The sequence below is a fragment of the Pseudoalteromonas shioyasakiensis genome, assembly GCF_001550135.1.
Classification (GTDB): domain Bacteria; phylum Pseudomonadota; class Gammaproteobacteria; order Enterobacterales; family Alteromonadaceae; genus Pseudoalteromonas; species Pseudoalteromonas shioyasakiensis.
In genome coordinates, this window is the sequence record NZ_LRUE01000013.1 from 357,543 (window position 1) to 374,013 (window position 16,471).

At 41.2% G+C, this 16,471-nt stretch carries 14 protein-coding genes; 4 read left to right on the plus strand and 10 right to left on the minus strand.

Annotated features, from left to right (window positions below):
• Positions 1 to 10: 10 nt before the first annotated feature.
• The 7 genes from PASHI_RS06825 to PASHI_RS06855 form a co-directional block, all read right to left on the minus strand.
• Complete coding sequence (locus PASHI_RS06825; protein ID WP_062565032.1) at positions 11 to 1,198, minus strand: MFS transporter; 1,188 nt, start codon at positions 1,196 to 1,198, stop codon at positions 11 to 13.
• On the minus strand, positions 1,195 to 2,487 hold the full coding sequence (locus PASHI_RS06830; RefSeq protein ID WP_062565033.1) for a lysine N(6)-hydroxylase/L-ornithine N(5)-oxygenase family protein: 1,293 nt from the start codon (positions 2,485 to 2,487) through the stop codon (positions 1,195 to 1,197). The genes PASHI_RS06825 and PASHI_RS06830 overlap by 4 nt, the downstream gene beginning before the upstream one ends.
• The gene (locus tag PASHI_RS06835) at positions 2,480 to 4,024 is read right to left on the minus strand and encodes a pyridoxal phosphate-dependent decarboxylase family protein (protein WP_062565034.1); all 1,545 of its coding nucleotides are present in this window, start codon (positions 4,022 to 4,024) and stop codon (positions 2,480 to 2,482) included. The genes PASHI_RS06830 and PASHI_RS06835 overlap by 8 nt, the downstream gene beginning before the upstream one ends.
• Positions 4,025 to 4,491: 467 nt before the next feature.
• Complete coding sequence (locus PASHI_RS06840) at positions 4,492 to 5,061, minus strand: PepSY-associated TM helix domain-containing protein (protein WP_062565035.1); 570 nt, start codon at positions 5,059 to 5,061, stop codon at positions 4,492 to 4,494.
• Complete coding sequence (locus PASHI_RS06845; protein WP_062565036.1) at positions 5,054 to 5,524, minus strand: DUF4920 domain-containing protein; 471 nt, start codon at positions 5,522 to 5,524, stop codon at positions 5,054 to 5,056. The genes PASHI_RS06840 and PASHI_RS06845 overlap by 8 nt, the downstream gene beginning before the upstream one ends.
• A gap of 89 nt (positions 5,525 to 5,613) precedes the next feature.
• The gene (locus PASHI_RS06850; RefSeq protein WP_054560701.1) at positions 5,614 to 6,249 is read right to left on the minus strand and encodes a response regulator; all 636 of its coding nucleotides are present in this window, start codon (positions 6,247 to 6,249) and stop codon (positions 5,614 to 5,616) included.
• A gap of 3 nt (positions 6,250 to 6,252) precedes the next feature.
• The gene (locus PASHI_RS06855; RefSeq protein ID WP_062565037.1) at positions 6,253 to 7,350 is read right to left on the minus strand and encodes a sensor histidine kinase; all 1,098 of its coding nucleotides are present in this window, start codon (positions 7,348 to 7,350) and stop codon (positions 6,253 to 6,255) included.
• Between the two features lie 202 nt (positions 7,351 to 7,552).
• On the opposite strand from PASHI_RS06855, the gene PASHI_RS06860 reads away from it, so the two are divergent.
• From PASHI_RS06860 to PASHI_RS06870, 3 genes are all read left to right on the plus strand, one after another.
• Positions 7,553 to 8,365: a MipA/OmpV family protein gene (locus PASHI_RS06860; RefSeq protein ID WP_062565038.1), complete on the plus strand. Its 813-nt coding sequence runs from the start codon at positions 7,553 to 7,555 to the stop codon at positions 8,363 to 8,365.
• Between the two features lie 15 nt (positions 8,366 to 8,380).
• On the plus strand, positions 8,381 to 9,034 hold the full coding sequence (locus PASHI_RS06865) for a hypothetical protein (protein ID WP_054551859.1): 654 nt from the start codon (positions 8,381 to 8,383) through the stop codon (positions 9,032 to 9,034).
• A gap of 112 nt (positions 9,035 to 9,146) precedes the next feature.
• Complete coding sequence (locus tag PASHI_RS06870) at positions 9,147 to 10,514, plus strand: alkaline phosphatase PhoX (RefSeq protein ID WP_062565039.1); 1,368 nt, start codon at positions 9,147 to 9,149, stop codon at positions 10,512 to 10,514.
• A 14-nt stretch (positions 10,515 to 10,528) separates the two neighbouring features.
• Here the strand turns inward: PASHI_RS06870 and PASHI_RS22135 are convergent, their stop codons facing one another.
• The 3 genes from PASHI_RS22135 to PASHI_RS06885 form a co-directional block, all read right to left on the minus strand.
• Positions 10,529 to 11,221: an ATP-dependent Clp protease proteolytic subunit gene (locus PASHI_RS22135; RefSeq protein ID WP_062565040.1), complete on the minus strand. Its 693-nt coding sequence runs from the start codon at positions 11,219 to 11,221 to the stop codon at positions 10,529 to 10,531.
• 43 nt (positions 11,222 to 11,264) lie between these two features.
• Positions 11,265 to 12,185, minus strand: coding sequence for an alpha/beta fold hydrolase (locus PASHI_RS06880; RefSeq protein ID WP_062565041.1), 921 nt, complete (start codon positions 12,183 to 12,185; stop codon positions 11,265 to 11,267).
• 154 nt (positions 12,186 to 12,339) lie between these two features.
• Complete coding sequence (locus PASHI_RS06885; protein ID WP_062565042.1) at positions 12,340 to 14,709, minus strand: TonB-dependent receptor domain-containing protein; 2,370 nt, start codon at positions 14,707 to 14,709, stop codon at positions 12,340 to 12,342.
• A 415-nt stretch (positions 14,710 to 15,124) separates the two neighbouring features.
• Between PASHI_RS06885 and PASHI_RS06890 the strand changes: the two genes are divergently transcribed.
• The gene (locus tag PASHI_RS06890; RefSeq protein WP_062565043.1) at positions 15,125 to 16,378 is read left to right on the plus strand and encodes an MFS transporter; all 1,254 of its coding nucleotides are present in this window, start codon (positions 15,125 to 15,127) and stop codon (positions 16,376 to 16,378) included.
• Positions 16,379 to 16,471: the final 93 nt, after the last annotated feature.

Below are 16,471 nucleotides of genomic sequence, written 5' to 3' on the forward strand. Positions count from 1 at the left end.
CTCTTAAAAATTAATAACTGTGAATAGGGTCTGTTGAGGTATGTTTGTTGCGTAAAAAAAGCAGATAAAACAAACATAAAGTGATGGCAAAGCCGACAGAACCCGTCAGTAATGGGGTGTTAAGTTCAAAGCGAGATACTAAATCTCCCGCTAAAAATGAGGCGCAGATGACACCGATATTTTGTATAAAATGAAGCTTGGCAAAGTCGCTTGAGTAAAAACGTGGTTCGCTCATTGCAAACAACATGACTTGTAGACGCACAGTTAGTAAAAATAGCCCAATAGCAAATACAACACGGCCGAACACAAGCCATTGCCAGTGTGAACTAAGTTGTATAAATAGGCCGATACTGCTCAACACAAGTGCATAAGCGATTGTTTTACTGTGCTTATTGGTTGCGGCTTTGTTTCTGGTTGTAATCAAAATGACAAGCGCAACCCAAGCAGGGATAGCAAACACAGCGCCAGCTAAAAGAGCGTTGCTGAATTCGCTTACTTGTTGCCAAAGTAGCGTAAAGTATGGCGTTGCTAAGAACATGCTGAAGTACACGCCCATAGATATAACCCCTAAGCGAATAATGTAGCCAGGGAAACGCTGTCGTTTTACTGATGATGCGGTTAATTCCCGTGGCTTGTAGCTTACTTTTAATAAGTAAATTAAATACAAGCAGAGCATAACCTGTAAGGAGTCACCTGCAGCCATCACTAAATATAAAAAGCGCGGCTCAATACTTTGGATGATCAAGCCACCTAATAAAGCACCGCCAATACCACCAAAGTGTAAAAGCACGCTAAATAAAGCAACGACACCGAGGTGCTGTTGTTTTTCTTCGATACTTAGAACAAAGGGATAAATAAGCAGGTAACTTGCTTTAAATACCAGCATGAGCTGTGATAACAGCCAAAAGCTCCACACGTTTTCGCTGTAAAAGCACGCAACACCCAATAGCCCTGCAATTATTTGGGTGATCACCCATAAATACAGTTCGTGCACGTGCTGCGCTATTTTCGCCCATACAGGGAAAGCACACATCACAGTGATGCAGCAAACAGCAATATAGGCACCAATGTGATTACTTGATTGCAAACCAAATTGGGCACTAAAAAACTGCGGGTAAAAGGGCAAAATCATGGTGTCGCAAACAACAGATATAATCGTCAGCAGCACCAAGCTTGACTTTAATGCGGGTTGTTTCATGCTATTTGCTTCTGTTTTTCGTTGACAACATCGGGTAAACCAAACTCTTGAAAGGCAATTTGTGTTTCAACAGGGTAGGGGGCATAACCTAAGATTGAGCGCAGAATATGGCTGTTTCTGTAGCAGGCCATGCCTAGATCTGGCGTTACAAAACCATGACTATGTAGCTCAGCATTTTGTACAAACAACCTTTGTAGCTTGTCGATACTGTAATTTCGCTCAACAGCAAAGCACCCGTTATCTAGCCAATTTATTTCGCTCATTAAGCCACTTAGAAAATCGGGTAGCTGATAACTAAAGCCTGTTGCCATAATGACGTGATTACTATGTAAGCTAAACTCAGCCTGCTGTTCACTGTGTTTAAAAACTAACTTACTGCCTTGTTTTTTAATGAGCTCGCTGTTGGTCAATAACCTTGCTCGGTTTACCCCTTGAATATCAAGTTGGTAGAGCTGATCATAAATCTGATTAATTAACTCTGAGTTGATGCCTTTGTATAAATTACGTTGCTTGGCTAGTAACTCCTGTTTGGTTGTCTGTTCTAGGTTATAAAAGTAATCAACATACTCAGGAGAGGTCATTTCTAGCGTGAGTTTCGTGTACTCAAGAGGAAAGAAACGCGGCGCTCGCGTTACCCAATTGAGTTGGTAGTTATGCTGTTTAATGTCACACAACAAATCATAAAATACTTCAGCAGCACTTTGCCCTGAGCCAATCACAGTGATGCTCTTGCTATTTACTAATTCATCCCGTTTAAACAGATATTCTGTGGCATGGCAGAGCTGTGTATCTTCAGCCTGAACAGCGGGTGGGTAATAAGGTGAGGGACCTGTGCCCAGTACCAAGTGACGACAATAAAGCGTTTTTGTTTGCTTTGCAGATTCAACAGTGAGTACATAGAGCTGCTTTGTTTGATCAAACTGGCTATGAATGACTTTATGGCCAAATTGTATGTTACTTAATTGGCTTGCTGCCCATTGGCAATACTGGTTGTATTGCTCACGCAGTAAAAAGAAGCTTTCTCGAATATAAAACTGATACAGCTTACCTTGTTGTTTCGCATAGTTTAAAAAGCTGTATGGATTGGTTGGATCTGCCAATGTAACTAAATCCGACATAAACGGTGTTTGTAACGTAACACCATCGAGCATCAGCCCAGGATGCCAATTAAATTCATCACGTTGCTCTAAAAATAGCGAATCAAGTGTTTCAATTGGTTCAGCTAAACATGCCAAACTGAGGTTGAACGGACCAAGACCCACAGCAATTAAATCGTATACTTTATTCATGGCTAGTTTCCTCAACTTTTAGGCGTGCCTTGATGCTGTAGGCGCAGGCTTTAATATCAGCTGCAATGCTTTTAATGTCTTCAATTTGTGTGTTTGGATTAAGTAACGTGAACTTTAAGTAGTTGATACCTCTGAATTTGGTGCGAGCAATGGCACACTCACCTTGTTTGAATAGCTCATCTTTAATTTGATAATTAAGCAGGTTTAATTGCTCATCACTGAGGCTTTTATCGTTAAAGCGAAACACTAAGGTGCTCAGTTCAGGTTGGTGAATTAGCTCAAATTCTGGGTCTTGTTTGAGCGCCACATAACTACTACGGGCTAATGCCATAACAGAAGAAAACACTTTGCCAATCTGTTCGTGGCCCATAATGCGTAAAGTTAGCCAAAGTTTTAGGGCATCAAAACGGCGAGTCGTTTGAATGCTTTTATCAACAAGATTTGGTGCTGCTTGTGGGTTGTCGTTAAACGGATTTAAATAATCAGCATGATGAGTTAAATGTTTAAATTGCTTTTTATCAGCAACAATAAATGCGCTACTACTGACAGGTTGTAAGAATGATTTGTGGTAATCTAACGTCACCGAGTCAGCATGCTCAATGCCATTGAGTAAGTGACGGTGATCATCAGCAGCAAGTAGTCCACAGCCATAAGCGGCATCGACATGAAGCCATAAATTATCAGCTTTGCACCGCGCTTTTAGCTTATCTATAGGGTCTATTGAACCAAAGTCAGTTGTGCCTGCAGTAGCGACAAGCGCTATAGGAATATTGCCTTGTGCTTTACACTCATTAATAGCTGTATCAAGTGCGGTTAGGTCCATTTTAAATTCTTTATCAACTGCAACTGGAACAACCGCGTTATAGCCAAGGCCCAGTAAAGCGGCGGACTTTTGAATACTAAAATGGCTGACTTCAGAGCAAAAAATACGGTAGCGATGGGCATCAGGACTTAAACCAAAATCGCGAATAAGGTGCCCAGACAAGCGCTCTGCAGCATGGTCTCTAGCAAGTAACAATGCCATTAAATTAGATTGACTGCCGCCACTTGTGAATATGCCATCGGCAGTAGCACTTAAGCCAATGCGTTCGATACTCCAGTCAATTAACTTTTGCTCAATGAGCGTCCCGCCAGCACTTTGGTCCCAAGTGTCTAACGAAGAATTTATAGCAGTTAATAACTGTTCGGCTATTACCGCAGGGTAAGCAACGGGGCAGTTTAGGTGGGCAACATATTTTGGATGATGAAAGTAGACTGCATGATCTAAATATAGAGATTTTACTTCGCCTAGCGCTTGCTCAACGTTATTGAGAGGTTGATTTAGTTCAATACTGGCAATTAGTTTACTCAGCTCCTTATGACAGACACCAGAATGAACTTGTTTTGCTGAACGCAGTGCTTGATGGATAAGCGACAGTGTTTGCATTGAAGCCATCTCATATTTGAGCAAATTATTTTCGTTAAAAATAAATGCTTGGGGTTGTTCATCAACATTTATTGATGAATGAGTATTAAGCACGGGGGCTAATTGATTCACGACTCAATTCCTTCTCAGTTAATTTGAATCGGGATCGTAATGATAGCGATTCTCAATATCAATAATAATAAATCATTAATTTACTTTACAATTTAATTACCTTTTGTAGGTTGAAGGTGTTTTGTTTTTTATTTTATCTAGTAATAAATAATTGTAATCAGATCAAAGACTATAACTAAATTAATCCCTTTTTTAGGTTCTAATTGGCAGCGTTGTTTTACTTTTTCGATGAAAATGAGCACAAATAAAAGCAATAAAGCCATCATTTAAGAAAACTTTAATAGGTAGGTGAGAGGTTTTAATCGCTAAGTAAACACACTTTGAGCTGCTATAAAATGCGTAAGCAAAGTGAGGATTCTGCGAATAGTTATTTTAAAAAAGCTGGGTTACAAAGTGGGTGAGGATTAAATTAAATGAAAATAATCTTGCCATTGCTCTTTACGAGAATGGCAACAGGAAACTTTAGCTTATAAAAACACATAAGCAGCGGGGAGTAGCATACCGCTAATGACTAATACAGAGCGGCTGCCCCATGGGCTATTTTTACCCTTGATCATAAACAAGCCGCTGATTGCTAAAAACAGCAGCAGCCCAGCAAAAATATCAGAAAAAATCACCCAAGAAGCTTTTGTCTCGTTCAAGTGTAAGCGGTTAAATGCTTGAAATACATGACGAGGCTCAATGGCTTCATAGCTTATGATATCTTTATTGAGTTTAAGGCTGAGGTTGTTACCGTTTTTTAAAAACACCTTAAACTCTTGCGGCGACACCCAATAAGAAGCCTTTACCGGCTCGCTTACATCAGCATGGGAGATAATTTGCTCAATCAGCAACGCGTCATTATCTAATTGCCAAGTTTCATCGCTCACACGGATTTGCTGGTGGCTTACTTTGTAGTTTGGGTTCCAATCATCTTTGTGGTTCACTGCAATGCCAGAAACCGCAAAGATAATTACTAAACCAACACAAAAGTAACCAATATCGCGGTGTAAGTTTCTGTTTAGCTTAAACCAGTTGATACTTGATTTGTTACTCAATGATTTCAACTCCGCTCGGTACGAGCTGATAAATAGCCATTGCTTCAGTCACTGAGTTTGCATCAAAGCTTTCGCCTGCTTGCTGCGCTTTGTGAGCAAGTAGCGCTTTAGTGCGGCCAAGGCTAAGCTGAATTTTATCGAGCTTACCAGTTACGATAGCTTTACTGCCTTTAGCCGTCATCGGGAATACCATGTCGCCATCTTCAACTTTGATACGTAAGTTTTCAAAGCGTTTGTCAGATGCAAGCGTCATCCAGCAACCACGTTTTTCGCAAACCCCAGTGATAGTCCCTTCCACGGTAATTGGACTTGCAAGGTAATCGTCTGGTGAGGCCATAACCGTCGAAATTTTAATGAGTTTGTCACTGTCGACTGGATTGCCAAACTGTAAGCTAAAGGCGTGTTGGCTAAAGCTTAAAAGCGCCAATGAGAATGCAATAAATATTTTTGATTTTAGGAACATAGCGGTTGCTTCTTGAAATAAAATTAAGCCTTAGTTTAAGCGATTTACTTGTATGATAAAAGTTTAATGAGATTAAAAATGATTTGCAATTATATCAAGCCTAGATCAATTGCTTTTAATGCTGCACGGGTTCTATCACGTACATCTAGCTTTCTGAGAATAAAAGACACTTGATTACGGATAGTCCCTTCAGACTTATAAAGTGCCTCGGCGATTTCACTATTTGAATAGCCTGCAGCGATTAAATTGAGCACTCTAAGCTCGCTTTTACTTAATTTATCAGGAGTTGCTAAAGAAGTATCGGTTGTTTTAGTGGGCTTATTCAAAATTCGCTCGGTGATCGCAGGAGCTAGCGCTGAGCCACCTTTAGCAAGTGTTTCGATGGCGCTGACCAAGCGCTCTAAATTAATATCTTTTAACGCATAACCCTTAGCGCCATAGCGAATACATTCTAGCACTTGTTCACTATCATCAAAGGTCGTGAGTACCAGTACTGGTTGCCTCAGCTGTTGTGCTTGCATACTTTTCAGTACGCCAATACCGTCTAGAATAGGCATGCGAATATCAAGGAGTACAACATCAATAGAATGTTGCTTGAGCATCTCAAGAGCCGTTTGGCCATTGTCAGCCTCAGCCACGACTTGAATATTTGCTTTAAGGGCGAGTAAGCTTTTTAAGCCTTCTCTTAATAATGTTTGGTCATCAACGAGTAATACCCTAATCATTTTTTACGCCAAAGTATGTGGATTAAGTTTATGAGGTAACGTTGCAGCAATCGCAAACCCATTATTATTTTGTTCAAACTCGATTGCCCCTCGCACTAAAGCTAAGCGCTCTTGCATGCCTGTTAAGCCATTGCCTAAGTTCAGCTTGGGCATTTCGCCGCCGTTATCATAAATAGTGAGATGCACTGAATCAGCTTGGAGGTCTAAGCTTACCGACAGCTCGGTCGCATCACTGTGCTTAATACAATTCGTAATCGCTTCTTGCACAGTATGAAATAACGTTTGTGCTAATAACGTATCACTTATTTTTATATTTTCATCGTAGTTGAGTGTGACATTTAAGCCTGTAACATGGCTGCACAATGAATTCAGCGATGCATGTAAATCAATGGTTTGGTTTTCTCGCATTGACGAGACAGAGTCACGCACATCATTTAATAACAAGCGGGTAATTTGCTGTGCTTTAGTTATGTGTTTTGGTGCTTCATGGTTAGCACAATGATTGGCGACTTCTAAGTGAATACTGAGTCCTGTAAGGTGGTGGCCAAGGGTATCATGTAAATCTCTGGCAATACGAATACGTTCATCGCGAGTTGCGGTGTCGTTTAAAAGTGCTTGAGTTGCTTTTAATTCACGTAATAAATGGGCTGCTTGTTCTTTGGCTTTACGCTCAGAAATAAGCCGAGTAGCAAAGCGATAGGCAAAGCTATTGTATAAAGTGAAAGCCAACCCGTTGAGCAATACAAATTGCTTATCAAAGCCATAGTGAAGCGTCAGCGCCATCAAAAAGGACAGGCAAATGAGTAAATAGAGGCTGGCTTTGTTTGGCTCGTAATCGCTGAATTTAACTAAGAAAATGATCAATAGAATTGCAACAAAGCCAATATTAAATAGCCACATCAATAGCACAACATTAGCGATAGTGAAGTTCAAAATACGGGTTTGATAGTGCTTAAGTCGTGATCTGAAAAACTCAAAATAAATTAAAAAAGCAAAAAAGCTTATAAATAACACACTGATCAAAAACGTATTTATTGTACTAAAACTTAGCTGCGCCGATTCTGCTCTTTGCGACCAAGCGTGCAGAGTATAAATAAACACAAACCCCCAGGTGATAGCTGAGAGTATGAAATCGCTTCGATGTATCAACGTTTGCAAGAGTTTGTTCATACGCTTAGTTTAATCCGCAATTATTCGTTTATGTATATGACAAATGTCACGATTAAATATGTGACATTTGCAGCAAGTCAGCCCTAATGGTGAGGCGTTAAACTGCATTAAAAACCAATATAGGGACATTATCATGACCAAACATGAATTTCTGCGAAATAGTCTTTTTTCTTATCTGTTGATCACAGCTTATTGTTTAGCTGCATTATTTGTTGATGATGCCAAGGCCGATGAGCAATCACAGCAATGGCAAATGGAGGTCGGTGCTGCACAATTGGCCATTGATACAGCATGGCGAGATTACGATATTCAAACCATGGTCTTGCCATACTTCAACGCCCGAAAAGGCAACTGGCGCATTGGGCCTAAATATGGCTTAGTGCAATATGCCTTTTTACAAGGCGCAGAATTTGAAGCGTCAATGGGGCTTAGTTTCCGAGATGAAACCTACGATAGCAGTTTAATCTTTAGTGATGAGTTGTCGGATGATGAGGTTTTCACTGACTATAAAGACGGTAAAGGTGAGCTAACCTTCAAAACTCAGCTGCAATATAAACAGCTTTTTGTTCGTTTAGCGCAAGATATTTCGAATCATTCCGATGGACTTACGTTTCTTGCCCGCTATAACCTACCGATTTATGGCCAAGGATTAGGGTTACAGCTAAGTGCTGATCTCGGTTTTTATTGGCAAGATAAAAAATACACTCAATACCTGTATGGCATAGCTAATGGCAATATCGCCCCTGAGTTTGGCAGATATGAATATCAGCCAAGTGCAGCCCTTAACCCATTCACCTCGCTAAACCTGACTTATGTTTTTAATAAGCAGTGGTCTTTTTTTACGAGCTTGCGGTATGAGCAACTTGACTCAACTATCAAAAAAAGCCCGCTAGTGGGAGAAACTGCCAAGCAGCAATTCACTGCAACTATAAATTATCGTTTTTAGAAAAAGGGATGAGCAATGAATTATCTACTGAGATTATGCATTTTACTCTTACTTACTGGTTGTAATAGCGCTGAAGAGGAAGTGTTTGACGAAGACGATTTATACCAAGGTGTCTATGAAAGTGACTATTATGTTTATAACTTTAGCGAGTACCCGGTTGATTTTTATATGATGAACCTACGAAATAACACACCAACAAGCGCAATTTATAAGGAGCAGAACTTCCAACAATCAATCGATGGCTACGGTGGTTTTGAAAAGCTTAACTTTAAGCGGTCTGTGGTCGGAAAGGTTGGCTTTGCAGCTTTTTATGATGCTGAAATAAAAGCTCATCTACAAAAGTGGGTTGTTAGTGATATAGCTAATTATGTGATCATTTATATGGATGGCGAAACGCTGAAACTGGCTTTTTTAGCACGCACTGAGGCTGTAGATAGTGGTGATTACCCTGTGGTTAGGCTGGTTAGTTTTATCGGCAATACGAACTACAGCTATAAACTTGCTAATAGTGAATTAACTGAAGCAACAGCAACAGCTTATATACCGCTAACTCATTGCGCTAGTGACTTACAAATTGCAGGTTTTGAATTTGATTTTTGTAACTTAGAGCAGCGTGGTTACTTAATTGTGCTGCTACCTAATGAGCAACTAGCAATCATCAAAGAGTAGTGCTTTATGACAATTTCGTGAATATTGTGATAATGTAACTTTTTATCGTTTCATTGCTTTATAATGCCTTTTTTATTTGTATGATAAAGCTGGTTTTTAGCTTGGAGTTAGCATGGTTTCACGTCGAGAATTTTTAGTAGGGGCGGGCACATTGGCCTTTTTAGGATTATCAAAAAGTGCCATAGGTAAAGTGTCGTTAGGTGATTTAAAAACAACGGCTGTGGGCTTTGGTCCGTTAATTCCTGATCCAGATAAATTGCTCGACTTACCTGAGGGCTTTAGTTATCAAGTCGTTTCAAGCCTAGGTGAGAAAATGTCTGATGGGTTTACGGTTCCGGACAAAGCCGATGGCATGGGCTGTCTAGCGCTTGGTAATGACCGTGTTGCATTAGTGCGAAACCATGAGCTAAAGCCAAAAGACTTAGCGAAAGCTGAAGCAAGTATTGCCAATCATAAAACACCTCTGGCTTTTGATACTAACAGTGACGGTGTGGCGTTCCCGGGTGGCACAAGTCATATCATTTATAACCTAAAAACCCATCAAAAAGAGCAAGAATACTTGTCATTGGTCGGCACTATTCGTAACTGTTCTGGCGGTATCACGCCTTGGGGCACCTGGCTTACGTGCGAAGAAACCACAGATACCAAAGCTGATGGATTTAACCAAGATCATGGTTATATTTTTGAAGTACCCGCAAATAGCAAAGGCTTAATTAAACCTGAGCCATTAAAAGCCATGGGGCGATTTAATCACGAAGCGGCTGCCGTTGATCCGCGCACTGGCATTGTTTATCTAACAGAAGACAAAGGTGATAGCGTCTTTTATCGCTTTATTCCAAATGAATATGGCAAGCTGCACAAAGGTGGGCAATTACAAGCTATGGTGGTAAAAGGTAAACCACAATTCGATAGCCGTAACTGGAATAATAAAGCCATGGGGCTACATCAAGTGCTTGAGGTTGAGTGGGTCAATCTAGATAACCCTGAAAGCCCGAAAGACGACCTACGCCTACGCGGATACAAACAAGGTGCAGCATTGTTTGCTCGCGGTGAAGGTATTCACTGGGGTGATAAAGAGCTTTATTTTTGCTGTACCAATGGTGGTAAAAAACAACTTGGTCAGGTTATGAAATATCAGCCATCAGAATTTGAGGGCACAGATAAAGAAGCACAGCAGCCTGGTAAAATCTCGTTGTTTGTAGAAAGTACCAGCAAAACCCTATACAACTTTGGCGATAACCTAACTGTGTCACCTAATGGTCATTTAATTGTTTGTGAAGACCAATACACCGATGTGGTTGATAATCATCTTCGCGGTGTGACACCCCAAGGCCAAGTTTATAATTTTGCCCGCTTAGTGGCGCAAACCGAGTTGGCAGGTGCCTGTTTTTCACCAGATGGTAGCACTTTGTTTGTGAATGTTTACTCACCTTCAAAAACACTTGCTATAACAGGCCCATGGCATAAGTTTAGTGTTTAACAAATAAAAGAACTTTACTCTAATTCATCAATTATTAGTAACGGAAAGCTCTTTGCCGAGCGGGGCTGCCAATCTGCAAACTCAATATTGCTGACATTCAGTGTATTGAGTGCTTTTTTTGAGTAGCTCCAGCCTCTGGCTTTTTGTGCCACAGCTGCACGCTTTAGCTCTTCAGATAAACCAATGGTTAGCAAGTCATGCTTAACACCGCGTTTTGCATAAAAGGCTTTTTCACGAGCCACGGCTTTTGCAATTATTTCGTCGTAATGAGTGCGTAAAGCCTGCCACTTGGTTGTTTTTTCTGGCTCTTTTAAATGGCTTACCATGGCATCAATATCGCTATCTCGCCAGCGAGCTGAAGCGGCATCGCCGTGCCAACCGACAATGGCGTTCTTAGCTATGGTGGTAGGGTTTCCTGCAAGCAATACGTAATTCGCACACGACGAAAAGCAAAATTGTTTTATATGAACTTTTAAATTATGCGCTAAAATTAATTCGGCGAGGTCCATACCTAAATCAACGTTTCCGCCACCACTGGTAATTTGTATGCTGTTTATGCTTGGCTGCTCAGCCAAAAGCTGTTCAACATGTTGATTGTTTTTGGCACTAATTTCGCCCTGATAAATAATGCGCTGCTCGCTTAGTGACACACCGGCAAAGCTTAACCAAGGGATAATTAAAAACAGACTAAAAAATACACGCAACATAAAACGCTAACCTTATAAATTGTATGATAATTCTATCATGCTTTTAGGGTTTTTTAGCGGCTTTTTTGGCGCTGACTTTAGCTGCGTGTTTAGCAATCCACTTAGTCATTTTTTTCATTAAAGCGGGCGGAAAATCATGACCCATACCAGGAACAACTTTTAACTTACTGCGCTTTATTAACAGTGCGGTGTTGATACCCGCAGACAGTGGCATAACAGGATCAGCGCTGCCATGAATTACTAATGTGGGGGCTTTAATCTTTTTTAGTAATTGCTCGCGATAAGGCGTTGCGGCAATGGCTGCAAGCTGACGTTTAAAGCCTGTTTGATTCGTGTGGGCCCGCTCAATATAGCGTTCTGCGTTGGCGTATAAAGCGTGTTCATCTTGTGGGTAGGCAGGGCTGCCAATGAGTTGGTTGAGCCTAACATTGTAATCAATCGCGGCTTCTTTATTACTGCTTCGGGGGCGTATTTTTGCGAGCTTTACTAGCAGGTTAATGTTTGAACCCGAAAACGATAACGGCGAGCTACTCGACATAATTGAAGTTAAGCTCAGTACACGTTTTTTATACTTTGCCGCGGCAATTTGCGCAATCATGCCACCCATCGAAGCCCCCACTAAGTGCGCTTTTTTGATATCCAGTGCATCCATTAATTCTTTTACATCGCGAGCCATGTCATCGAGCGAATAGGGCAGCTTTGAGCGAATGGGTAATCTGCGGCTAAGCCAATGCTTTACGAGACTCGGCTTGCCTAACTCATCTAACGATGAGGATAGCCCTGCATCACGATTATCAAAACGAATAACCCGAAAGCCTTTTTCTACCAAGCCAAAATAAAGCGACTCTGGCCAAACGGTAAATTGAGCACCTAAGCCAATAATTAAGATGATCACTGGCGCATTACTATCGCCTTCATCTTGATAACTAATACAGATACCACTGGCTGTAAGGATATGTTCCATAGACTGACAAATAAGCTTACGCAGGTATCATCAGCTTAGTGTGTGAAGTTGGCAGTTTAGTGACAGTAAAAAGAATACTGACAGTAGGAGTAATAGTGTAGTTAGAAAAATAGACAGCACATGACTGCATGCTGCCTATTTTCAGGGAGTTTTCTTAGAAGTAAGCAGTAACGCCAATCCAGAAATTACGGCCTTTATCTTTAACGTTGTAGTCGTCTGTGAATGTGACTTCGCTAACTACACCGCGACCTGTTAGGTATTCATACTCACCATCGCCATTTAGGTCGGTATAGCTTGTGCTATACGAGGTGAAATCTTCGTCTAATAGGTTGTTTACACGGGCATTGATTTGCACGTACTCATTTACATAAAACTGCGCACCTAAATTAAGTAGGTTGTAGTTTTTGTAATACAGCGCTTTGTCGTGCACGTTATCCCAACCGCGGTAACGGTCTGAACGATATACACCTTGTAGGTATAAGTTCATAAAGTCAGTCGCTTCCCAGTTTAGGGTAAGGTTTGCCATGTGCTCAGCTGAGTTAGTTAATGGTTGACCTTCTTCAGGACCGCTCTTTTGTTCGCTATCAGTCCACGTGTAGTTACCGTTAACAGACACTGTTTTAGTGATAGTGTATTGACCCGCAATTTCAACACCTTGAAGGTCTACTTCGTCGATATTGATCTTTTGGCTGTAGCTATCGTAGCCAAGTTGATCGTACTGGCCTAAGTTCACACAAGGACGTACATCGTTAGTTTGTTCACAGCTTAAAATAGTGTCGCCGCGGGCAATTTTGTCTTCAAACTTGGTGTTGTAGTAAGTCACATTCATGTTGTGATCGCCATCAAGAGAAGTCCAATAAAGTGCAACTTCAGAGTTCACACTGGTTTCTGGTTCTAAATCTGGGTTACCCGCAAATGGGCTTGTGCCCTGACCACCAAATCCGGTGATACCGTCGTAAAGATCGGTGGTTTGCGGCGTTTTATAACCTGTACTTACACCTCCTTTTAAGGTCCAAGTGTCAGAGAGGTTATATACACCGTAAACGCGCGGTGATACTTGGCTGCCAAATACATCATGGTCATCGTAACGAGCACCTAATGTAAAGGTGAAGTTGTCAGTTGCCATCCAGTTATCTTCGGCAAAGATTGAGTACATGTTTTGCTCTTGTACTTGACCTGCTTGGTCACTTTCAAGGCCAAATACGCCGTCTTTTAATTCACCGTCGATAAGCTGACCACCAATTGCTAGGTTATGGCTACCAAAGCTGCCCGTGATAGGAATATCAAAGCGTAAGTCATAGGTATATTGGCTGCTTTCAAGTGGGCGAGCAGGGCGCGGTAAGAATGTTTCTTCGGCTAAGTCTTTACGTGCTTGTTCGTCCATTCCCTCGTATTCGCCTGTACCATCGTACATAGCTTGTAGCTCTAATCGCTCGCTTACACTCAGTGGTAAAGTACGGCCATTGTTTTGCGTATCAACATAAGATACAGAGGCCTTAACCGTTGCCCAATTAAGCTCACCATCGTAGCTGAGTGACCACCATTCACGGTCAAACTCTTGGTCTGCCGCATAACCTGCGCGCGGGTTTACTTGGCCGCGGCGGTCTTGCCAAATTGATTCAATGTTATCTTTAGTACCAAGCGGGTAAGTAATGGTGCCTGATTCGATGTCGTAGCTTGGCGTGTTGTCGTACACTTGGCTTGAGTTATCGTAATCAAAACGTAAATGATGCGACTCAAACGGTGTATAAGTTAAAGTAAAACCATACTGCTCGTTTGTATTATCAACGGTACGACCGCCACTACCAAAACCTAATGAACGAGCATGTACAACACCATTAGGATCGGTTGCTGGTTCAAATGTTGGCGATGATGCTTGTTGCTCGTAAACGCTGCCGCGTACACCTAAGCTTAATACGTCTTTGATAAGCGGACCTATCACACTAAAGTCAGTGGTAATGTCATCACCAAAATCATCGTTTTGTTGTAATGAACGGCTAAAAGATACTGCACCACTCCAGCTGTCTGTGTGCTTTTTAGTGATGATATTAATTACACCACCCAGCGCATCTGCACCATAAAGTGTTGATGCAGGACCGCGAATTACTTCAACTCGCTCAATCGCATCAACCGGTGGTACGTGGTTAAACGCGTTGCCACCAAAATTGTTTGGGTAAATGTCGCCATGGTTATTTTGGCGTTTACCATCAATAAGTAACAGGGTGTATTCACCTGTTAAACCACGCATACTTACACTGCCTTGGCCTGTTTTATCACGAGTTGTGCCAATGTCGATACCTTCTAAATACTGCACAGCATCAAGTACTGAGGTGAAGGCATGAGACTTAATATCTTCATTGGTGATAATTGAAATACTTGCAGGCGCTTCGGTAACTTTTTGTTCATAACCTGTTGCTGTGATAACTAAGCGTTCCATATCTTGTTTTGGCTTAGCGTCATCAGCAAAGGCTGAAAAATGTGTTGCTATGGCAAGTGCCAGTAAGCTTGGTTTTATTGATTTCATTGTAGGTTTCCAGTTCTTTTTGTTGGTTATCCCTTTGAGGAACGCTGCGTATATTACAGAAATGAAAAATACAATCAATAATTATTCTTATTTAGATTAATCTTTTTCAAGTTGGCTTAACAGTATTCACAATTAAGTTGCGTTTGTTTTTTAGCTAATTAATACCAACCCGCTTAATTAAGTAGTCTATTTTGAGGCAATAAAACCTCGTTGATAGCAAGGCAAAAATTTCGTTATTTAGTTGTTCTAAATGAGAAATTTTCAACGCAGTTAGCGACAGGTTTAATCCCTCAAAATGATTAAGTATTATTGCGGGTTGGTATAACACGTTGTTACAAACAAGTTTTAGATTAAATACCTAAGGCAGATTCAGTTCCTGTATAGTGTTTTAATCATCATCATAAAAATTAAAATAATGAATTCAGATATCTCTTTAGCGCGCTTTAAGCAGTTTCCTGTGCTTATGTGGATCTTCCTATTTGGCTCGTTTATTACCCGTGGCAGCTATTACATGGTGTGGCCATTTCTTGCGGTGATCTTGTATGAAAAGTTTGCTTTATCGGCGACAGAAGTTGGTTTGGTACTTACCAGTGCTGCCGTGATTTCGGTGTTTACCAGTTTTATTGGCAGTAGCCTCTCAGATAAAGTGGGCCGGCATACGCTGATGTACATTACCGGCGTGTTGTATATTATTTCTTTCTCGCTGTTGGCTGAGGTAGAAACCGTGGCCGGTTATGTGATTGTGATGACCTTATGCTCGATTGCGACTGCACTTTGGCGACCACTAACCAGTGCGGCGATTGGCGATATTATTGATGATGCACAAACTCGTGAGCTGGCCATGCAGTCGCTGTACTTTATTGTTAATGTGGGCTGTGCGGTGGGTCCATTAGCTGGGGTATGGCTAGGTTTAACCGGTGAGCAGTCGAGCTTTTATATTACCGCAGGGGCATTTGCTATTTTATTAGTGCTGCTTGTTTGGGGCTTTAATTTCAGTGATAAAGCCGCCAAAAATACTGCCGCAATCGACGAGCCAGAAGAGAAAAAACCAGCTGTACAAGGCAAGCAAATCTTACGTATTTTATTTGCAGATAAACTGCTGCAATGTTTAATTTTAGCCAATATTTTGTGCATGTTTATTTATGCGCAAATGGATAGTTCACTCATACAATACCTAACTCGTGCAGAGGCACCCGACCTACTTGCGTTGATTTCTGCGCTTATATTTACCAATGCGATAGTGATCATTTCAAGTCAATTTCTGCTGTTAAAAATGATGGCGCGATTTAGCCTAACGGTACGAATACAAATTGGTTTGGTGCTATTAATGGTGTCGCAATTTTGGCTAGCACTTAATCCAATCGATTTATTTTGGGGCTGGATTGGTGCGATAGTGGTGATGAGTTTGGCCGAAACCATTTTGTTTCCGACGATGAATGTTCACCTTGATAGGCTCGCACCATCACACTTACGTGGAGCCTACTTTGGCGCGGCTTCGTTTTATGATTTAGGGTTTGCTTTAGCACCACTCGGTGGTGGTTTAATTTTAGATTATTACGATGGCCCAACCTTATTCTTTATAGCGGGAGGGCTTTGTCTTGTGGTGATTTACTTATACGCCATACTCGAAAAGTTACCCAGACCCGATTTTGCAAACCCAAGCTCGTAACCCTTAAATAGCCCCTTTATGGGGCTTTTTACGCTTTAACAATTAATGACAGCGATATCAATTTACGTATTTTTTCCGAGATATTAGTTTGTA